The sequence below is a fragment of the Janthinobacterium sp. J1-1 genome (genome assembly GCF_030944405.1).
GTDB lineage: Bacteria > Pseudomonadota > Gammaproteobacteria > Burkholderiales > Burkholderiaceae_D > Janthinobacterium.
This window is the reverse complement of record NZ_CP132339.1, coordinates 1,706,369-1,724,501: the sequence shown is the minus strand read 5'-3', so window position 1 is coordinate 1,724,501 and position 18,133 is coordinate 1,706,369. Positions and strand designations below refer to the sequence as shown.

Below are 18,133 nucleotides of genomic sequence, written 5' to 3'. Positions count from 1 at the left end.
GGCTGGCCCGGCTTCCATCCACAGGCAGGAGGACATATGCTCGACAAATTACGCATCGGCCCCAAGCTGTTGCTGGCGCCCACCCTGGTGCTGTTGTTGCTGGTACTGAGCTCGGCCAGCGCCTGGTACGGCATGGTGCGGCAGAATGCCTCGATGGAAAACATGGTGCAGGTGCGCATGGCGCACCTGAAAGCGGCGCTGGACGTGGCCGGTGACGTGCGCTATGCGCACAGCAATATGTACCAGCTGCTGTCGTGGACCAATGGCAGCTTTGCCAAGGCCCGCCTGGAAGCGCTGGAAACACAGATCAAGCAGCGCCACGGCGAGATCGCGCGGCAACTGGCCACCCTGCGCGCCACCGCCAAGGGGCCCGAGCTGGCAATGGTCGATGGCGCCAGCGGCGCGCTGGGCTCCTACCGCAAGGCGGTGCTGGAAACCATGGAAATGGCGCAGATGGACTTGTCGATCGCCGCCAATTCCATGATCAAGGCGGAAGCCCAGTTCGGCCAGCTCAACGGCCAGCTGGTGAAACTGGCGGCGCTGGAAACGTCGCTCAGCACCGAGGCGCATGCGGCGGCCGTCGAACAGTTTCACAACCTGGGCTGGACCCTGCTCACCACAGTGCTGCTGTCGATTTGCGCCTCGGTGGTGGTGACGATGCTGGTGCGGCGCGCCATGCTGCAGGAAATACACGGCATCGCCGAGGCCGTGCGGCAACTGGCGGCGGGCCGCTTGATGGCGGGCAAACCGAAACAGGGCAACGACGAGATTGCCGCCACCTCGCGCGTGCTGGACCAGTGCATCGCCAAGCTGAACCAGACCCTGCGCACCATTTTGTCGGCCGTGCAATCGATCGACACGGCCTCGCGCGAGATCGCCACCGGCAATATGGATTTGTCGGCGCGCACGGAAATGCAGGCCAGTTCGCTGGAACAGACGTCGAGCGCCATGGCCACCCTGACCGAGGCCGTCAACGACAATGCCGGCAATGCGCGCCGCGCCAGCGAACTGGCGGCGCAAGCGTCCAGCCTGGCGCTGCAGGGAGGCGCGGCGATGCAGCAGGCGGTCGCCACCATGGCCACCATCCGCGGCAATTCGCGCCAGATCGTCGACATCATCGGCGTCATCGACGGCCTGTCGTTCCAGACCAATATCCTGGCGCTGAACGCGGCGGTGGAGGCGGCCCGCGCCGGCGAACAGGGACGCGGCTTTGCCGTGGTGGCGTCCGAAGTGCGCACCCTGGCGCACCGTTCGGCGGCCGCCGCGAAAGAGATCAAGACCCTGATCGCCACCTCGGTGGCCACCATCGACGGCGGCAGCGTGGCGGTGCAGCAGGCGGGCGACAGCATGGGCGCCATCGTGGCCTCGGTGCAGCAGGTCAACGACATCATCCAGCGCGTGGAGCAGGCCAGCGCGGAACAGGCGACGGGGATTACGGAAGTGAACCTGGCGGTGGCGCAGATGGATGACGTGACCCAGCAAAATGCGGCGCTGGTGGAACAGGCGGCGGCCGCGGCGGCCAGCCTGCAGGACCAGGCCGTGACCCTGTCGGCGGCGGTGGCCGTGTTTACGCTGGATCAGCCACAGATGGCGTCAACTGCCGTGGTCGCAGTGGAAACCTTCCAGGACCCGGCCATCTCGGCAACTTCGGCCGAACGGCGCGCCGCGCACAGTCCGCTGCGCGGCAAGGGCGCACCAGCGCGCCGGCGCAGCGCCTAGCCATATCAACCTAGGCCACCCGCATCGGCCTGCTCAGGAATTTCGAGCCGGCTTCGACAAACCGCCAGGGTACGTCCATGGCCTTGGAAATGCCGATGCGGGGACCGGCCAGCACCGCCACTTCCTCTTCCCTGGCCAGCAGCACGAACGGTGGCGCATCGAGCGGCAAGCCGTTGTGCGCATGCGTGACACCGAGCGCCTGGCAGACCTTGCCCGGCCCCGAGCACAGCAGCCGTTCCTCCTCGGCGCCGCGCCGCGCGCGCATCGCGTCCAGCCCGAACAGCGGTTCGATGGCGCGGATCAGGACTCCCGCGCCATGGTCCACCTCGCGGCAGACGAAATTGAGGCACCAGTGGATGCCGTAGGAACGATAGACATAGGCGTGCCCGGGCGGGCCAAACATTGACGCGTTGCGCGGCGTCTGGCCGCCAAACGTGTGCGAGGCCGGGTCCAGCCGGTCATACGCTTCGGTTTCCACGATGCGCCCGCCGACGCCATCGACCAGCACCGTCACGCCGATCAGTTCACGCGCCACCACGCTGGAGTCCCGGGCAAAATCGATACCTGCAAGAACGCTTTTCATGCAGCAATTGTAGCGCGCCCATGCCGGCGCACGTTTCTTGAAAACAAATAAAAATTGTGGATAAGACCATCAAAATACGACTGCATAACGTCTGAAAATGGGCAATAAAACGCTGCCTGCCGAAAGAATTGCCGATTTTTGCCATAAACAAGAACAGTTCTGAACTATTGCTTCTGATAAACAGCGATAATCGTTGGCGACGGAGCAACCAGCGATAGTGATGACATGATGAGAGCAGCATTGAAAGTGGCAGAGCCGACCAGGGCTGCGGACGGCGACCCGGTCGACGCATTGATGCGGTCCATCCGCATTCCACCACGCCCCAGCCTGCTGGTCGACCTGCAGCGCGAACTGGCCGAGCCCGATCCATCGCCGCGCAAGATCGCACGCATTATCGGCGATGACGTCGGCATGTCGGGCGCCCTGTTGAAACTGGCCAATTCGCCGTTCTATGGCGCGGCGCGCAAGGCCAAGTCGGTCGAGCAAGGCATCAACTTTCTAGGCATCAACCAGTGCAGCGCCCTGATGACGGGCTTGCTGGCGCGCCAGGCGCTGGAAGCCGAAGGCGTGGAACTGAACAATTTCTGGGACGTCTCGGCCAAGCGCGCGCGCGCCGTGGTGTTTACCTCGCGCAAGCTGCGCATCGCCCCGCCCGACATCGCCCACACCTTCGGCCTGTTCTGCGATATCGGCGTGCCACTGCTGATGAACCGCTTCCCCGATTATGTGAACACGTATGCGGCGGCCGCCAACGATGCGCACAACAGCTTTACGGACGTGGAAGACGCGCGCCACCAGACCAACCATGCGGCCATCGGCTGCCTGCTGGCGCGCAACTGGGGCCTGTCGTCGGACGTGGCCTGGGCCATCCTGCATCACCACGACTACAGCGTGCTGAGCGATCCGTCCACCGATGACGCCATCCGCTCGCTGATCGCGCTGTCGCTGCTGGCCGAAAAAGGCATACAGCGCTACCATGGCAACAGCACCTCGCTGGAGTGGGACAAGGGCGGCGAACTGGCTTGCCAGCATCTCGGTTTGTCGGAAGAAGAAGCGGCCGACCTGCTCGACGAGTTGCATGAAATGTTCGACACCGACCATTGAGCGCCTCGCGACCTGTATCATCGCAACGGGCGCCAGGCTTTTGCCTTGGCGCCCTTTTCCATTTTTCACTTGAATTCAACTACTCATCATGCCCAAGAACAAGCGCCCTGCCCCCCGCAAATCGTCCAACTCGCCCGAAGACAAGGATGAAGCCGTCGCGCGCATGCTGAGCACGATGGCGCTGAACCTGGCGGAGCAGGAAGACAGCGACTCGCAAGGCACGGTGCTGGCCGAACAGGCCGTCGAATTCGGCCGCATGATCCGCAAGAGCCTGAACCAGAAGAAAGACGAAGTGCTGTACGACGCCATCGAACGGGCGAAATACGAAGACGTCGGCGCCTACCAGTACCTGCGCAGCCAGATCGAAGAAGCCTCGTCGGTGGTGGTGATACGCCGTGAGAACGCGCCGGCGATGGAAATCAACGCCTTCGTGGTGCCGCTGCTGGTGCAAAGCACGGGCGGCCTGAAGGAAGCGGACGGCTTCCAGGATCAGGAGGCGTTCGAGGCGCTGGTGAAAAGTTTCCAGGAATCGGAACTGGAAAGCGCCAAGGCCAAGGTCGTGCTGATGAGCCACGCCTACGACCTCGACGAAATCGACAATATCACCTACAGCCACCTGCATGAAATGGTGCGCGACGCCTATACCTCGATGACGGACAAGAAGATCGTCATCGCCGCCGGCCTCGAGCGCAGCATCGCCGGCTGGAGCGCCACTGAATTCGGCGCCGGCGACACGGCCGTCGAACTGCGCTTCCTGCTGGGCTTTGCCCTCAAGCGCGTCGACGACCCCTTCTATGTGGAACCGAAGGACGAAGCGGCCTTGGACGCCTGGTTCGACGCGCGCATGGAGCGCTACCAGCAATGGACGGCCAAGGTCGCCCCGCTGGTGCAGCGCTGCCTGGCCCCGGCCGGCAGTGCCTTGGAAGTCAGCTTCCTGTACCAGGACCTGTTCCATGGCGGCAAGGAGCAAGGCCTGGCCGAATACGCGATGCTGCAGATGATGTCCGGCATCAACCACGCGCTGGCGGAAAACCATCTCGACGCCGGCGACGTCTCGGTGGTGGTCGGCCCGGCCGACGAGCATGGCGAACTGCTGCTGCGCGTCAATGTCTACGCAGCCAGTGGCGAAATCCTGCACAGCGCCGACAAGCCACTGGACCTGGCGGCCGACCTGCAGGATGAAGTCAACGATGTCTGCGATGCGCTGGCGATCATTGGCGTGACAAACTTGTCGGTGGCGCTGAAGTTCGATGGCCAGGGCCAGCCGGTGGAAGTGCACGCTTACTCGCCAGACTGAAGCAGGCGCTCCCGCTTGGCGATGAGCAAACGGAAAGTATCAAGTTAGCATCTCCGGGCGCCCTTGCCTGGAGATATGCATGCTCCAGCCGCACCGAATGCGGCACCGTGTTTCCTGGACCCTCAAACCACGACAGCGCCGAACGATTCAGGCCGCCGCGCAAGCAGATGGGACAGCCGTTGCAGACCCGCCTGCAAGCGGCCACGGTCCTTGATGCTGCCCAACGAGATCCGGATGGCATTTATGGATACGCTGCCGGTGGCGAATGCTTCGGCCGGCGTGACGGCGATGCCGTCGCTGGCGGCCGCACGCGCAAGCTGCGCGGAGTTCCAATATGCCGGCAATTCGAGCCAGACATGCAGGCCGTCTCCCGCGCCGCTGTAGCGCCCCGCCAGGATATCGCGCGCCATCCGGTGGCGCAGGCGCGCCTCGCTGCGTATGCCTTCCATCAAGCGCTCAGCCGAACCGTCGAGTATCCACTGGGTGGCCAGTGCGGCCGTCAGGGGCGCGAGCATCAGCGCAAATGATCGGAGCGCGGCCAGGAAACGTTCGCGCTCGATCGGCTCGCGCAGCAGCACGAAGGCGACACGCAAGCCGGGTGTCAGGCATTTCGACAGGGTCGAGATATAGACCACCTGTTCCGGGGCAAACGTGGCAATCGGCGGCGGCGGGGCATCGGCCAAGAGCCAGTAGGGATCGTCCTCGACGATGCGTACCTTGCAGCGCTGCGCGACGCCGGCGAGCTCCTTGCGCCGGCGTTCCGGCATGGTGATGGCGGTCGGGTTCTGCAATGTGGGGTTGAGGTAGACCAGCCCGGGCTTGTGCCGGCGGCACGCCTGCTCCAGCATCCCGGGCAGCATGCCGTGCCGGTCCGCTTCCACCGCAATGATGTGCCGGCCGAACCGGGTCGCCGCGGCAAGCAGGCCGGGATAAGTGCTTGGCTCTGCCAGAATCACATCGCCAGGCTCGGTCAGCGCCAGGATCAAGGCGGCGATCGCCGCCTGCGCACCGGGACAGACGACAATCTGCCCGGCATCCAGCTGTCCGAACATCGGCGCCAGCCATCTGGCGCCCGCCTTGCGGTCGGAGTCGCTGCCCCCGCCCGGGTGGTAAGTCATCAGCAATTCACTATCCGCCCGCATCAGTACTTGAGACAAACCCTGCTTCAGCATGTCGTCGAAGTCCACGCCATGCGGCGGTGGCGGGGTATTCATGGACAGGTCGAGGATGGCGGTCAGTTCGGCTTTCGGCGCCGCGACATACGTGCCGCGGGCGCCGCGGCCCTCCAGCAGGTTGCGGCGCCGGGCTTCGTCGTATCCGCGCGTGATCGTCGTCAGGTCGACGTCCAGCTGGGCCGCCAGCTGGCGCTGCGGCGGCAGGCGGTCGCCCGGCGCCAGCGATCCATCCGCCACCGCCGCCTGCAACGCATCGGCAATCTGCAAAAAGCGTGGCCCCTTGTTGGCGGCCAGGCGTGGCAACCAGCGTGGCAACGGTTCATCTTGTATGGTTTTCAACTGGGACATTTTGTCTCAATGTATGGAAATTGTTTTACAGTAGTATGCTTCAGAACGTGCAGCAGCGCCTTGCATGGCAGCCGCTGACGTTTTCTCCTCTCATTAGATAGTGTCAAGTAATAACCTGGAAATACTCACCATGATGGAATGGATCCCTATCGTCCTTGTTACGTTCAAGGCTCTCGTGCTCGGCACGGGCATGTTCTACGCCATCAAGTGGCATTACGATCAAGGCAAGAAGGACAAGGACAAGGCGAAGCAGAATCGCGCGGTGCTGCGCGCGAGCGGCAAGGCGGTCGCCATCTTCGTGCTATTGCTGCTGAGCCTGGGGCTCGTCACCTTCTTTATTGTCAGCAAGCTCGGTCTGGAATTGGCCTTTTCATAATGGCAAAGCAAAGATACTCTTCCCCTACCCCTCCAGCCTGAACAGGCTCACCAGCTCCGACAACTGCCGCGCCTGCTCCTGCATCGCCTGCGCGGCGGCGGCCGCCTGCTCGACCAGGGCCGCATTCTGCTGGGTCACGTCGTCCATGCCGATGATCGCCTGATTCACTTGCGCGATGCCCGTGTTCTGCTCCTGCGTGGCGGCGCTGATATCGTGCATGTAGGCGCTGACTCTCGCGATGCCCTCGACCACATGGCGCATGGCGTCGCCCGCCTCGCCGGCCAGCTCGCCCCCTTGCGCCACCTGGGCGCTGGAAACGCCGATCAGGTCCTTGATTTCCTTTGCGGCCGCGCTCGACCGTTGCGCCAGGCTGCGCACTTCGCCGGCCACCACGGCAAAGCCGCGTCCCTGTTCGCCGGCGCGCGCCGCTTCGACGGCCGCGTTCAAGGCCAGGATATTGGTCTGGAAGGCGATCGCGTCGATCACGCTGGTGATATCGGCGATCCTGCCGGAGGACTGGCCGATGGCGCCCATGGTGTCGACCATGCGCGCCACCACCGCGCCGCCCTGCTGCGCCAGGTGTGACGCGTCGGCCGCCAGGCTGCTGGCCTGGCGCGCGTTGCCCGCATTCTGGCTGACGGTGCCGGTCAGCTCTTCCATCGAGGCCGCCGTCTGCTCCAGCGCGGACGCCTGCGCTTCGGTGCGGGCCGACAAATCGAGATTGCCCTGGGCGATTTCCTGCGAAGCGCCGGCGATGGCGGCCGCATTGCCCTGGACCTGGCGCACGGTGGCGGCCAGGTCCCGCTGCATGCGGGCGATGCTGTGCAGCAGGCTGCCCTGGTCGCCGGCGCGCAAGGTGATGGCTGCCGACAGGTCGCGCCCGGCGATGCGGCGCGTGACGTTGACGGCATAGGCCGGCTCGCCACCGAGCGCACCCAGCACGCGACGGATCACCTGCCAGCCCAGTGCCGACATCAGGGCCAGCGCGGCCAGGAAAAACCACAGGAACTGCAGCGCCGCCTGCCAGAAGGCGCGCTCGATATCGTCGCCGAAAAAGCCGGTGCCTATCCACCAGCCCCAGGGTTTGAAAGCGATAATACCGTTGAGCTTGGCCACCAGCTGGCCGTCGCGCCGGCTTTTCACCGACACCAGCCCCACTTCGCTCTTTGCCAGCGCTTCGACATAGGCTTGCGAGTCGGGCCTGCCGTCCATGGTTTCGCCCTGGGCGATCACGCCGATATTCTTCGGATTCGGGTGCACCAGGTTCAGGCCGTCGGACAGGCGCGCCCAGTAATAACTCTTGCCGTCGTTATTGAGCTGGGTCAGCGCGGCCTTGGCGGCGGCCTGCGCCTGCTCGCGCGTCAGGCGTCCTTCGGTTTCCTGGGCGTGGTAGTACGCGACCAGGTGTTCGCCCATCTTGAGCATATTGACGATCTGCGCTTCGCGGTCATGCAGCATGGCCGCATGCAGGGTGCGCAGGCTGTAGGCGCCCAGCATGGCCATGGCCAGCAAGGCGGCGCCGACCAGCAGGATCAGGCGGTGTGACACTTTCATGGTATTCCTTCAAAAAGGCGCAGCGCATCTGCCATGGGCGTGACTGTCCCTGGCCGCGCGCGTGAGGCGGCCCATCGGGACTGGCTGGCAGAAAAGGGGCTAGCGCGGAGGTTTGGTGGCGAGGTGCGGCATGAAGTATTCAGGCCGCAGTTTGCGGGTAATTTCCAGCACCGGCAGCACGTGATCGAGGTGGCTGCGCATGGCGGCGACGGCGTGTTTCGGGTCGCCCGAGGCCAGCGCTTCGATCACGTCGCTATGCTCCAGCATGACGTCGCTCATGCGCCCGGCCAGCGGCAAAGTCAATTGGCGATAGCGGTCCATCTGGGTTTTCGCCTGCAGGATCATCGGCCATACGCCCGGATAGCCGGACAATTCGGCCAGCGCCGCATGGAAGCCTTCGTCGGTGCGGTGAAAGCCGCGGATATCGTTATTGGCGATGCACTCGGCTTGCGTGGCGAGGATGGCGCGCAGGCGGGCGATGCCTTCCGGCGTGGCCCGTTCAGTGGCTTTTTCGATGATGGCCGTTTCCAGCGCACAGCGCACCAGCATGGCTTCTTCCAGCGAATCGAGCGGAATGCGCGCGACAAAGGTGCCGACCCGGGGCAGCACCTCGATCAGGCCTTCCTCGGCCAGCCGCTGCACCGCTTCATGCACCGGCGTGCGGCTGGTGCCCAGCTCTTCGGCCAGTTCCTTTTCCACGATGCGGGTGCCGGGCAGCATGCTCATCTCGACGATGCGCTGGCGCAGCAAGCCATACACGCGGCGCGCGGCGCTGATGCCCGTTTCGCCATCGGCGGGAGGAAGGGAAGACGACAAATTCATAAGCTGGGCCAGGTTAAACAATCAACGACAGGGCAAGCGATCATACCCTGTCCACTTGCATCAATGCGGCATCAGCGCGCGCGCGATAATGGCGCCGCGCTGGCCGATCACGCAGCCGGCCAGGCGATGCCCCGCCAGCGCCGCGTCAACCGGCGGCTTGCCCGCCAGGCGCGCCGCGAAATACGCCGCGCCGAACGAGTCGCCGGCGGCCGTGGTATCAACCACTTTTTCCACCGGTGGCGCCGCCACTTCCCGGGCTTCGCCGTCGCGCCAGACGATGCAGGGCTGGCCGCCGCGCTTGAGCACGATTTCGCCCACGCCCAGCGCGCTGGTGCGCGCGATCACCTGTTCGACCGACGCCGGGCCGTATAGTGCCTCTTCATCGTCGAGTGTCAGCAGGGCCAGCGAGGACAGCTGCAATACGCGATGATAAACCTCGGCCGCCACTTGCGCCCCCTCCCAAAGACGGGGCCGGTAATTATTGTCGAACACGATCTGGCCGCCATTGGCCTTGCATTGCGCCAGGGTCGCCAGCAGCAGCTCGCGGTCGGCTGGCGACAGAATCGCCAGGCTGATGCCGGACAGGTACACACGAGGCGCTTGCGCCAGCTGTGCCAGGATGGCTGGCGCCTGCGGGCCGCGCAGCCAGTGGCGCGCCGCCGAATCGCTGCGCCAGTAATGAAAGCGCCGCTCGCCGTCGGCATCAGTCTCGATCAGATACATGCCGGGCAGCTTGTCGGCCAGCCGCTGCACGCAGCTGGTGGCGATGCCCTCGGCCTGCCAGCTGGCGGCCATATCGTCGGACAGCCCGTCGGTACCGAGCGCCGTCACATAGGCGATGCGGTGGCGGCTGGCGTCGACCAGGCGCGCCAGGTACACGGCCGCGTTCAGGGTATCGCCACCAAAGCGGTAATCCATCGCCTGCGCAGTGCCGCTGCCTTGCGCGCGCTGCAATTCGATCATGCATTCACCGATTACAAAGACTGTTTCGGCGCTATTGTTCGTCTCCATCTCACTCCTATCAATCAAGAACGTGACACCGCGCCGGCATCCGTGAGGACGGCCGGCGCGGCGGACTACTCAGGTCTTACGCGTTACTGCTTACTTCTTGTCCCAGGTCGAACCGAACAGGTTGGACTGGCCGATCGCCGGGAAGTCGACGAAAGCACGGCTGCAATCGACCACCTTGTCGACGTCGACCGCTTGCGTGGCCGTACCGTTGACCGTCACGCGCTCGGCAGCGTTGGCGAAGATCGGCAGGTTGGTGCCCTTGATCGTCAGGTTCGCGTCCGACGAGATCATGGTGGTGCCGTTCGGCGCGTCCGTGACCACGTTGTTCAGGTTCATCACCAGCGGATATTGCGGGTTGGCAAAGCCGCCCGTATTTTCCTTGAAGCCTTGCAGCTTGATGGCAGTGTTACCCAGGATGCGAACATTGTCCAGCGTGATGTCGTGGAAGTTCGGGTACAGCGGGCCGGCCGCCGGCAGCGCCTTGGTGCTGTAGTAGGTGGTAAACAACAGCGCGTTCAGGGCGTCGCGGATGCAGATATTGCGGTAGTGGATATTGCTCACTTCGCCGCCGCGTGCATAGTCCGACTTGATGCGCAGCGCTTCTTCCGAGTGCGTGAACGAGTTGTCATACACTTCGACGTTGGTCACGCCCGCATTCGTTTCGCTGCCGACCGAAATGCCATGGCCCCAGTAGATATGGTTGTGGGCGATGATCATGCCGTGCTTGCGGTCCGAACGCACGTCGCGCTTGCCGTCGATGGCGAACAGGCCGGAACCTGCTGGCGAAGGATTGGCGCTGCCTTTCAGTGCCACGTCATCGTCGCCGGTGCTGACAAAGTTGTAGGCAAAGACGAAGTTCTTCAGGTAGCCGTCGAACGACATCGCGCCCGTCGAGGTGGTGGCAAAACCGGTGGTCAGCTTGCCCGAAATCGCCTTGCCGGCCGCACCCGGATCGAAGGCGTCGGTGTTCTTGACGTTGTCCGCGTTGTAGGTTTCGCCGTTGTACAGCGGGTTGCCGTTACCGGCCGGATTGGCAAACGCCGCCAGGGTCGGCGTCTGCACTTTCACGCCCCATACCGTCAGGCCATCGACGCCGCTCGGCACGACGTGGAAGTTGGCGCTGTTATTGAGCGAGATGCGGTACAGGGTCAGGTTTTTCGCGTAGTTGAACACCATCATGCGGAAGTTTGACTGCGAGCCCGTGCCCGTCACGCCGTTCTGCACCATATTGCCCAAAAAGGCGAGGTCCCACCAGCTCATGTTGCGCGCCGACGATTTCGAGTCGACCGTGGTGCCGCCGTTGTCGCACGATACGCCGTCCGCCGCCTGCTTGCCGGTGGCATAGGCCGCGTAGGTGTTCGAGCACGTCATGTCGACCTTCATCAGCGGGTACAGCTTGTTGGTGGTGACGATTTCCGCATAGGCGCGGCTGTCGATCGAACCGTCGCCCATCACGGCCGAGTTGACCAGGTTGGAGCCGTTGATCAGCGCCGTGCAATTGCCCGAACTGCCGGCCTTGGTCGAGCTGACCGCCGTATTGCCGCAGTATGGGCCGGCAGGATTCGGCGAATAGGTGGTGACGTCGCGCGAGGCGTACAGGGTCACGCCCTTGTCGATCCACAGGGTCACGCCGGACGGCAGGGTCAGCGGGCCGCTGATAAAGCCGTCGCCCACGCCGGACTTGTTGACCACCAGGCGCACCGCGTACCTGGTGCCGCGGTATTCCGGTTTGGCCAGTTCTTCGCCCGAGACGCCGGCGATATTGACGTTCTTGACGTTGGCGGTTTTCTGCGCGGCGGTCGCGGCGGCATCGGCGGCGGCGATCTTCGCGCCCACTTCGGCGTCGACGGCGGCGCCGCAGGCGTCGAGCGCGGCCTGGATGCGGGCCTGGTCAGGATTGGCGGTGGCGGTGGTGACAGCCACGCCGACGCCGGCTTTCGACGGATCGGCTTCCGGCGGCAGCGAGCCGTCCGGGCGGCGCACCAGGTTGCTGGTCGCTTCCAGGGTGGCGCAGACCTGCGTGTCTTTCGGCAGGGTCGGTTCGGCCGGCAGGTCCGGATCGAAGGCCGTGGTGCCGACCTGGAACACGCTGCCCGGGGTGTAGCTGGTGGCGGTCTCGCCCTTGGTGTCGCCACCACCGCCGCAAGCGGCCAGCATGACGGCCAGCGGCAGGGCGACGCATGCCTGCGTCCAGCCTGTATTGAATTGTTTGATACCTGACTTCATGATGCATCTCCTGATGGAAGCGCGCTCTGGGGCGCGCTGTGTGCCGGCTCGCGCCGGCTCTTTTTGGAACAAGGTTTAGAAACGGGCGATCAGGCCGATGCCGAAGGCGCGCGGCGAATTGCCCGGCGCCAGGAAGGCGTCGTCGGTGCCGGCCTTGTTGCTGTGCAGCGGCGACTGGCCCAGGTTGACGTTTTGCTGCGACTTGTTGTTGATGCGCGTGAAGTACACATACGGCATGAACTGTTCGTCGATCTTGTAGGTGGCGCCCAGCGACACTTGCGTGGCGCCGAAATCGTCGGCGCGGCCGAAGGTGGTGTTGTCCAGCTTGCCCAGCTTGCCGGCGGCCAGCATGACGTTCACGTCGTAGCCCACTTCCTGGGTCACGGAGGCCATCACCGAGCGCTGTTTCATGCTGCCCGTCTGCAGGGCCGTGTAGATATTGCCGGGGGTCGGCAGCGACTGCACGGCGTAGCCGTAGCTGCCCGACTCAAAACCCAGGCCTACGCTGGTTTTGGTCGGAAATTTGTAGGTCGCCAGCACCTTGTAGAACGAGGTGTTCACGCCGCTGACCGAGGTATTGCGAAAGCCAAAGCCCTTGGACAGGTTTTCCACGTCCACGCCCGTGTTCTGCTGGCGGTCATAGCCGGCGCCGATCGAGAATGCGCCGATGCTGTACTTGGCGGCCAGCGAGTAGCGCGCGCGGTCGTCGCCGGTGTCGCGCACTTCGTCGAAGCCGTAGGAGGCGCCAGCCTGGAAGCCATTCCACTCCGGCGTCAGGTAGTGGGCCGAGTTCTTGTAGCGCGCTTCGCCGCGGCCGAACAGGCTGTCGGCATTGCCGCTCAGTTGCGCCGAGGTGTTGTTCCACACGTCCAGGCCCTGCACGGACAGGCCCAGGTTGCCGCCGAGCGCGCCGCCCGAGCCGACCAGGCTGCGGTAGACGGAGTCGTTGTTACCGATGATAAAGCGGCCGAAACGCTTGCTTTCGATACCGACAAAGGTGTTGCGCGATTCGATGGTCGAGGACTTGCCCTGGCCGTTGATGCCGCCTTCGTCGAAGTTGTTCAGGCTGCCCTCGATCTGCCACAGGCCGCGCACGTCGCCCTTGATGCCGATCGAGCCGGCAAAGCCGATACGCGAATTGCCGTCCGAAACGCGGCCGCGGCTGCCGTACGGAGTCGGTCCGCCTTCGGCCTTGACCGATTCAATCTCGCCGTTCAGGAAGCCGTAGATGCGGGTTTCAACCTTGCGGCCTTCCAGGAAACCGTCGGCCAGCGCGCCGCCCGACAGGGCTGCCAGCAGTGCCGTCGCCAGCACGCGGCGGGTCAGTTTGTTGTTCAGTTGTTGCATGTCTTTCTCCTCTGGTCGCGCCTTGGGGTGGCGCTTTATTAACTTCGTTGAAAATGGTGATCCCTCCGCCCTGGCGCGGATGCGAACAAGTCGAAGGGAATTAAAGGCTGGCGTCAGCCGAATGCCGGTTTGCCCAGCGGGACCGATGGCGCGATTTTTTCGCGGATCAGAATGCACACCACGGCGGCGGCCACCAGGTCGAACACGGCCAGCAGCATGAACAGCGGGCTGTAGCCAACCAGGGTCACCAGCACGCCGAACAGCAGCGTAAAGATGGTGGCGCCCAGGTAGCCGGACATGCCGGCCAGGCCGGTGGCGGTGGCCACTTCGTTCTTGCCGAAGACGTCCGAAGTAATCGAATACAGCGCGCCGGATAAAGTCTGGTGCGCAAAGCCGCCCACGCACAGCAGGGCAATCGCCGCATACGGGCTGGCCACCAGGCCGATGCAGGCCGGGCCGATCATGCAGACGGCGCCGACGATCACCACCAGCTTGCGCGAGGTGAACAGCGACACTTTCCAGTATTTGTGGAACCATGGGCTCAGGTACCCGCCCAGCACGCAGCCGATATCGGCGGCCAGGAAAGGCAGCCAGGCGAACATGGCGATTTCCTTGATGTTCATGTGGCGCTCGGTGGCCATGTACAGGGGAATCCAGGCATTGAAGGTCTGCCAGGCAGGTTCGGACAGGAAGCGGGGAATCGCAATCGCCCAGAAGTTACGGCTGAGGACGATCTGGTGCCAGCGCGCCTTGGGCGCCACGCCGACGCCGTTGGCATCGCTCTGCTCCTGGCCTTCGAGGATAAAGTCGCGTTCCTTGTCGGACAGCAGTTTCTGGTCGCGCGGGTGCTTGTAGAAGGCCAGCCAAAGTCCCGTCCAGACGATGCCGATGGCGCCGACGATGACGAACGACATCTGCCAGCTGCCGTGCAGGATGGTCCAGACCACCAGCGGCGGCGCGCACAGGGCGCCGATCGAGGAGCCGATATTGAACCAGCCGATGGCGATCGAGCGCTCCTTGGCCGGGAACCACTCGGTGGTGGCTTTCACGCCGGCGGGAATGCCGGCCGCTTCGGTCAGGCCCAGCATGCCGCGGAACAGCGCCATGCTTTGCCAGCCGGTCGCCATCGCGGCGCAGGCGCAGGCCACCGACCAAGCCAGCGCGAACATCGCAAAGCCGATCTTGGTGCCAACCGCGTCGATCACATAGCCGGCGATCGGCTGCATCAGCGCGTAGCAGACCTGCCACGCCACCACGATATAGGAATACTCCTGGGTGGTGATATTGAGCTCGCTCATCATCGTTGGCGCCGCCACCGACAAGGTATTGCGCGCCAAATAATTCACGATCAGTCCAGCCGTCACCAGCCCGACCATCCACCAGCGCATGCCGCGTACTTTAGTCATTTTGTCTCCCTCTAGCCATCCACGGCGGCGCAGCTGCGCCGCCACTTTGCGGGCCGTTCAGCCTTCCTGGGGAAGTGCTTTCGGCCTCGGTTTTTATTTTTACTGCGGTACTGCTGAATCCTTACAAGGCCTGCAGCGCGCCGCGCATGCCATCCGCGTCGATGCGTACCAGCGCCGTGGTCACCGCCTGCGCCAGGCCCGGCACCGCATTCATGTCGCGGCCCCACACTTTTTCATACGCCAGCCAGCCCTGCGCCAGTTGCGCCAGGCTTTGCCGGCCGCTGTCGACGTCCTGCCAGGCAGCCGAAAACCAGGCCAATGTCGCCGCATCGTCAGCCAGCGCGATCACGTCGCCGCGATACAGGCGCATGGTGGCGGCCAGGGCCAGCACCAGCCGTTGCGGCAACTGGCCCTGCACTTCCACGTAGCGCAGCAGTTGCGGCGCGATGCGGGCGGCAAATTTGCTCCAGCTGTTGAGGGCGATCGAGGCCAGGCGGTGCTGGATATACGGGTTGCGGAAACGCAGCAGCACGTCGCGCGCAAACTGCTGCAGTTCGTCCTGCGGCAGCGGCAAGGCGGGGATAATTTCCTGCGCCAGCGTGTCGGCCAGATAGCCGCCGACCTGTTCGTCGTTGACGGCCGCGCCGACGGTGTCCAGGCCGGCCAGCAGCGCCACCGGCACCAGCGCCGTATGGCCGCCATTCAAAATGCCGACCTTGCGCTTCTTGTACGGCGTGATGTCGTCGACCAGCCGGATATTCAGGTCGGAACCGGCCAGTTTCAGTTCGTCGGCCAGCCATGCCGGGCCTTCGATCACGAACAGGTAGTAGTACTCGGCGGCCACCAGGAACTGGTCGGCGTAGCCCAGGTCCGCCGCGATGGCATCGGCTTCGCCATCGGGAAAACCGGTAACGATGCGGTCGACCAGGGTCGAGCAGAACACGCAGGCCGACTCGATCCAGGCGGCAAAGCCGGCGTCCAGCTGCCACAGGCGCGCGAAGTGCAGCACGGCCGCTTTCAATGCGGGGCCGTTCTGTTCGATCAGCTCGCACGGCAGCAGCACCACGCCTTTGTCGGCGCTGCCATTGAAATGCGTGTAGCGCTCGAACAGCAACCGCGCCAGCTTGGCGGGGAAGGCCGAGGGTGGCGCATCGTCAAACGCATCGCTGTCGTTGACGGCGATGCCCGCTTCGGTGGTGTTCGAGACGATAAAGCGCAGCTCCGGCAAGTGCGCCAGCGCCAGGTAGTCGCCATACATGGTGGCCGGATTGATCTCGCGCTGCACACAGCTGATCGTGCGGTATTCGCTGACGGGCGCGCCGCTTTCATCGAGGCCGCGCACGACGGTGGTAAACAGGCCATCCTGCACGTCGAGCAGGGGCGAGCCGCTGCCGCCGCGCGGACGCACCACCACCACGCCGGCGTTCAACCCGCTGCGCTCGTTGAGCAGGTCGATCTGCCAGTCGAAAAAGCCGCGTAGAAAATTGCCCTGGCCGAACTGGAGGAATTTGATCGGCAGCGCATAAGGCGCGCTGCGGCGTAGGATTTGCATGGACGTGTGGCTCACAGTGAGATGTCGCGTTTCCAGAAGATGAAGTCGTACTGCTGCAGGCGGTCGGCCTTGGCCGTGTACTGGCCGCCGGCGGTGGCCACCACCATGTCGAACAGGCCGTTGGCCACTTCCGGCAGCGGTGTGCCTTCGATCACGGGGCCGCAGTCATAGTCGATCAGGTCCGACAGTTTTTTGGCGACGCGAGTGTTGCTGGAGATTTTCAGCACCGGCACGATCGGGTTGCCCGTCGGCGTACCGAGGCCGGTGGAAAACAGCACCACGTTGGCGCCCGAGGCCACGATGCCGGTCACCGATTCGACGTCGCCACCCGGCGTGCACAGCAACGACAGGCCGGCTTTCGGGCTTTGTTCGCCGTAGTCGAGCACCGAGACGATGGGCGAGGTGCCGCCCTTCTTGGCCGCGCCGGCCGATTTCATCGCGTCGGTAATCAGGCCGTCGCGGATATTGCCGGGGCTGGGGTTGTCGGCAAAGTGGGTGCCGACCGCTTCGGCGCGTGCTTCGAAGTCGCGCATCAGGCCCAGGAAGCGGCGCTTGTCGTCGTCGTTTTCGCAGCGCTCGATCAAATTGGCTTCCACGCCGCACAGCTCGGGAAATTCGGCCAGGATGGACGAGCCGCCGACGGCCACCACCATGTCCGACACCAGGCCCATGGCCGGGTTGGCGGAGATGCCGGAAAAGCCGTCGGAGCCGCCGCACTTGACGCCGATCTTCAGGTGCGACAGCGGCACCGGCTGGCGCACGACCTTGTTCGCTTCCTTCAGCTGCGCCAGGGTGTCGGTCAGCACGGCCTTCATCATCGCGTCTTCGCTGTCCCACTGTTGCTGTTCGTAGATCAGGCAGGGCTTGTCGAAGTTCGGGTTCTGCTTGGCCAGCGCATCCTTGAACATGGCAATCTGCGCGTTCTGGCAACCGAGGCTGAAGACGGTGATGCCGGCCACGTTAGGATGGTCGGCGTAGGCCGACAAAATCCTGCACAGCGAGCGTGCGTCGGCGCGCGTGCCGCCGCAGCCGCCGTTGTGCGTGATGATGCGCACGCCGTCGAGGTTCGGGAACGGGCGCACCACCGGTTTTGGCGCTTCCATGTCTTCGCCCAGCAGCGACAGGGTGAACGACGCCAGGTCGTTGCGCGTGTAGCCGAGCGGCGCCTCAAGCGCATTGCGCAGGTGCTCGACATTGCGGTTTTCGCAGAACACCAGCGGGAACACCAGCCAGTAATTGGCCGTGCCCACGCGGCCGTCGGCGCGCACCACGCCGGGGAAGGTGGCACCCTCGAAGCGGTCCACGTCGGGCGGCGTCCAGGTGTAGGGCGCTTGCGGCTCCAGCTCCACTTCGGCTGCGTAATGGTGCAGGTTGTCGGTGGTGACGGCTTCTCCGCGACGGATATCGACCGTGGCCTTGCCGACCGGTACGCCGTACAGGCGCAGGATCTCGCCGGCCGCAAACGCGCGGCGGGCCAGCTTGTGCTTGGTCTTGACGGCGCTGCTGATCAGGATGGATTCACCCTCCCAGTTGACCACTTCGCCGGCGGCCAGGTCGGACAGGGCGACCAGCATGTCGTCGTCGGGGTGAATACACAATACTTTTTGCATGAC

At 64.3% G+C, this 18,133-nt stretch carries 14 protein-coding genes; 4 read left to right on the top strand and 10 right to left on the bottom strand.

Going from position 1 to position 18,133, the window contains the following annotated elements:
* Positions 1-36: 36 nt before the first annotated feature.
* Positions 37-1,719: a methyl-accepting chemotaxis protein gene (locus Q8L25_RS07790; protein ID WP_308924316.1), complete on the top strand. Its 1,683-nt coding sequence runs from the start codon at positions 37-39 to the stop codon at positions 1,717-1,719.
* A 10-nt stretch (positions 1,720-1,729) separates the two neighbouring features.
* Here the strand turns inward: Q8L25_RS07790 and Q8L25_RS07785 are convergent, their stop codons facing one another.
* Entirely contained in the window at positions 1,730-2,302 is a 573-nt protein-coding gene (locus tag Q8L25_RS07785) for a DNA-3-methyladenine glycosylase (RefSeq protein WP_308924315.1), read from the bottom strand.
* 225 nt (positions 2,303-2,527) lie between these two features.
* Between Q8L25_RS07785 and Q8L25_RS07780 the strand changes: the two genes are divergently transcribed.
* Positions 2,528-3,406 (top strand): HDOD domain-containing protein, encoded by an 879-nt coding sequence (locus Q8L25_RS07780; RefSeq protein ID WP_308924314.1) that lies wholly within the window; start codon positions 2,528-2,530, stop codon positions 3,404-3,406.
* A gap of 88 nt (positions 3,407-3,494) precedes the next feature.
* The gene (locus Q8L25_RS07775; protein WP_308924313.1) at positions 3,495-4,703 is read left to right on the top strand and encodes a hypothetical protein; all 1,209 of its coding nucleotides are present in this window, start codon (positions 3,495-3,497) and stop codon (positions 4,701-4,703) included.
* 122 nt (positions 4,704-4,825) lie between these two features.
* Here the strand turns inward: Q8L25_RS07775 and Q8L25_RS07770 are convergent, their stop codons facing one another.
* The gene (locus Q8L25_RS07770; protein ID WP_308924312.1) at positions 4,826-6,226 is read right to left on the bottom strand and encodes a PLP-dependent aminotransferase family protein; all 1,401 of its coding nucleotides are present in this window, start codon (positions 6,224-6,226) and stop codon (positions 4,826-4,828) included.
* Positions 6,227-6,356: 130 nt separating this feature from the next.
* Between Q8L25_RS07770 and Q8L25_RS07765 the strand changes: the two genes are divergently transcribed.
* The gene (locus tag Q8L25_RS07765; protein ID WP_308924311.1) at positions 6,357-6,602 is read left to right on the top strand and encodes a hypothetical protein; all 246 of its coding nucleotides are present in this window, start codon (positions 6,357-6,359) and stop codon (positions 6,600-6,602) included.
* 24 nt (positions 6,603-6,626) lie between these two features.
* Here Q8L25_RS07765 and Q8L25_RS07760 read toward each other — a convergent pair whose 3' ends face one another.
* The 8 genes from Q8L25_RS07760 to Q8L25_RS07725 form a co-directional block, all read right to left on the bottom strand.
* Positions 6,627-8,156: a methyl-accepting chemotaxis protein gene (locus Q8L25_RS07760; protein ID WP_308924310.1), complete on the bottom strand. Its 1,530-nt coding sequence runs from the start codon at positions 8,154-8,156 to the stop codon at positions 6,627-6,629.
* 99 nt (positions 8,157-8,255) lie between these two features.
* Positions 8,256-8,978 (bottom strand): GntR family transcriptional regulator, encoded by a 723-nt coding sequence (locus Q8L25_RS07755; RefSeq protein WP_308924309.1) that lies wholly within the window; start codon positions 8,976-8,978, stop codon positions 8,256-8,258.
* A 60-nt stretch (positions 8,979-9,038) separates the two neighbouring features.
* The gene (locus Q8L25_RS07750) at positions 9,039-9,941 is read right to left on the bottom strand and encodes a sugar kinase (RefSeq protein WP_374694243.1); all 903 of its coding nucleotides are present in this window, start codon (positions 9,939-9,941) and stop codon (positions 9,039-9,041) included.
* Between the two features lie 138 nt (positions 9,942-10,079).
* A complete protein-coding gene (locus Q8L25_RS07745) occupies positions 10,080-12,146 on the bottom strand; it encodes a glycosyl hydrolase family 28 protein (RefSeq protein WP_308925681.1) in 2,067 nt (688 codons plus the stop codon).
* Positions 12,147-12,290: 144 nt separating this feature from the next.
* A complete protein-coding gene (locus tag Q8L25_RS07740) occupies positions 12,291-13,562 on the bottom strand; it encodes a porin (protein WP_308924307.1) in 1,272 nt (423 codons plus the stop codon).
* A gap of 113 nt (positions 13,563-13,675) precedes the next feature.
* Positions 13,676-14,968 (bottom strand): MFS transporter, encoded by a 1,293-nt coding sequence (locus Q8L25_RS07735; protein WP_308924306.1) that lies wholly within the window; start codon positions 14,966-14,968, stop codon positions 13,676-13,678.
* A 121-nt stretch (positions 14,969-15,089) separates the two neighbouring features.
* A complete protein-coding gene (locus Q8L25_RS07730) occupies positions 15,090-16,520 on the bottom strand; it encodes a tagaturonate reductase (RefSeq protein WP_308924305.1) in 1,431 nt (476 codons plus the stop codon).
* An 11-nt stretch (positions 16,521-16,531) separates the two neighbouring features.
* Positions 16,532-18,130 carry an altronate dehydratase family protein gene (locus Q8L25_RS07725; protein ID WP_308924304.1) on the bottom strand — a complete coding sequence of 533 codons (1,599 nt, stop codon included), beginning with the start codon at positions 18,128-18,130 and terminating at the stop codon, positions 16,532-16,534.
* Between the last annotated feature and the right edge of the window lie 3 nt (positions 18,131-18,133).

What these genes read in the sequence shown, in the direction of transcription:
- Q8L25_RS07790 (WP_308924316.1), top strand. Translation starts at nt 37, where the DNA reads ATGCTCGACAAATTACGCATCGGCCCCAAGCTGTTGCTGGCGCCCACC.
- Q8L25_RS07785 (WP_308924315.1), bottom strand. Translation starts at nt 2,302, where the DNA reads ATGAAAAGCGTTCTTGCAGGTATCGATTTTGCCCGGGACTCCAGCGTG.
- Q8L25_RS07780 (WP_308924314.1), top strand. Translation starts at nt 2,528, where the DNA reads ATGATGAGAGCAGCATTGAAAGTGGCAGAGCCGACCAGGGCTGCGGAC.
- Q8L25_RS07775 (WP_308924313.1), top strand. Translation starts at nt 3,495, where the DNA reads ATGCCCAAGAACAAGCGCCCTGCCCCCCGCAAATCGTCCAACTCGCCC.
- Q8L25_RS07770 (WP_308924312.1), bottom strand. Translation starts at nt 6,226, where the DNA reads ATGTCCCAGTTGAAAACCATACAAGATGAACCGTTGCCACGCTGGTTG.
- Q8L25_RS07765 (WP_308924311.1), top strand. Translation starts at nt 6,357, where the DNA reads ATGATGGAATGGATCCCTATCGTCCTTGTTACGTTCAAGGCTCTCGTG.
- Q8L25_RS07760 (WP_308924310.1), bottom strand. Translation starts at nt 8,156, where the DNA reads ATGAAAGTGTCACACCGCCTGATCCTGCTGGTCGGCGCCGCCTTGCTG.
- Q8L25_RS07755 (WP_308924309.1), bottom strand. Translation starts at nt 8,978, where the DNA reads ATGAATTTGTCGTCTTCCCTTCCTCCCGCCGATGGCGAAACGGGCATC.
- Q8L25_RS07750 (WP_374694243.1), bottom strand. Translation starts at nt 9,941, where the DNA reads ATGATCGAATTGCAGCGCGCGCAAGGCAGCGGCACTGCGCAGGCGATG.
- Q8L25_RS07745 (WP_308925681.1), bottom strand. Translation starts at nt 12,146, where the DNA reads ATGCTGGCCGCTTGCGGCGGTGGTGGCGACACCAAGGGCGAGACCGCC.
- Q8L25_RS07740 (WP_308924307.1), bottom strand. Translation starts at nt 13,562, where the DNA reads ATGCAACAACTGAACAACAAACTGACCCGCCGCGTGCTGGCGACGGCA.
- Q8L25_RS07735 (WP_308924306.1), bottom strand. Translation starts at nt 14,968, where the DNA reads ATGACTAAAGTACGCGGCATGCGCTGGTGGATGGTCGGGCTGGTGACG.
- Q8L25_RS07730 (WP_308924305.1), bottom strand. Translation starts at nt 16,520, where the DNA reads ATGCAAATCCTACGCCGCAGCGCGCCTTATGCGCTGCCGATCAAATTC.
- Q8L25_RS07725 (WP_308924304.1), bottom strand. Translation starts at nt 18,130, where the DNA reads ATGCAAAAAGTATTGTGTATTCACCCCGACGACGACATGCTGGTCGCC.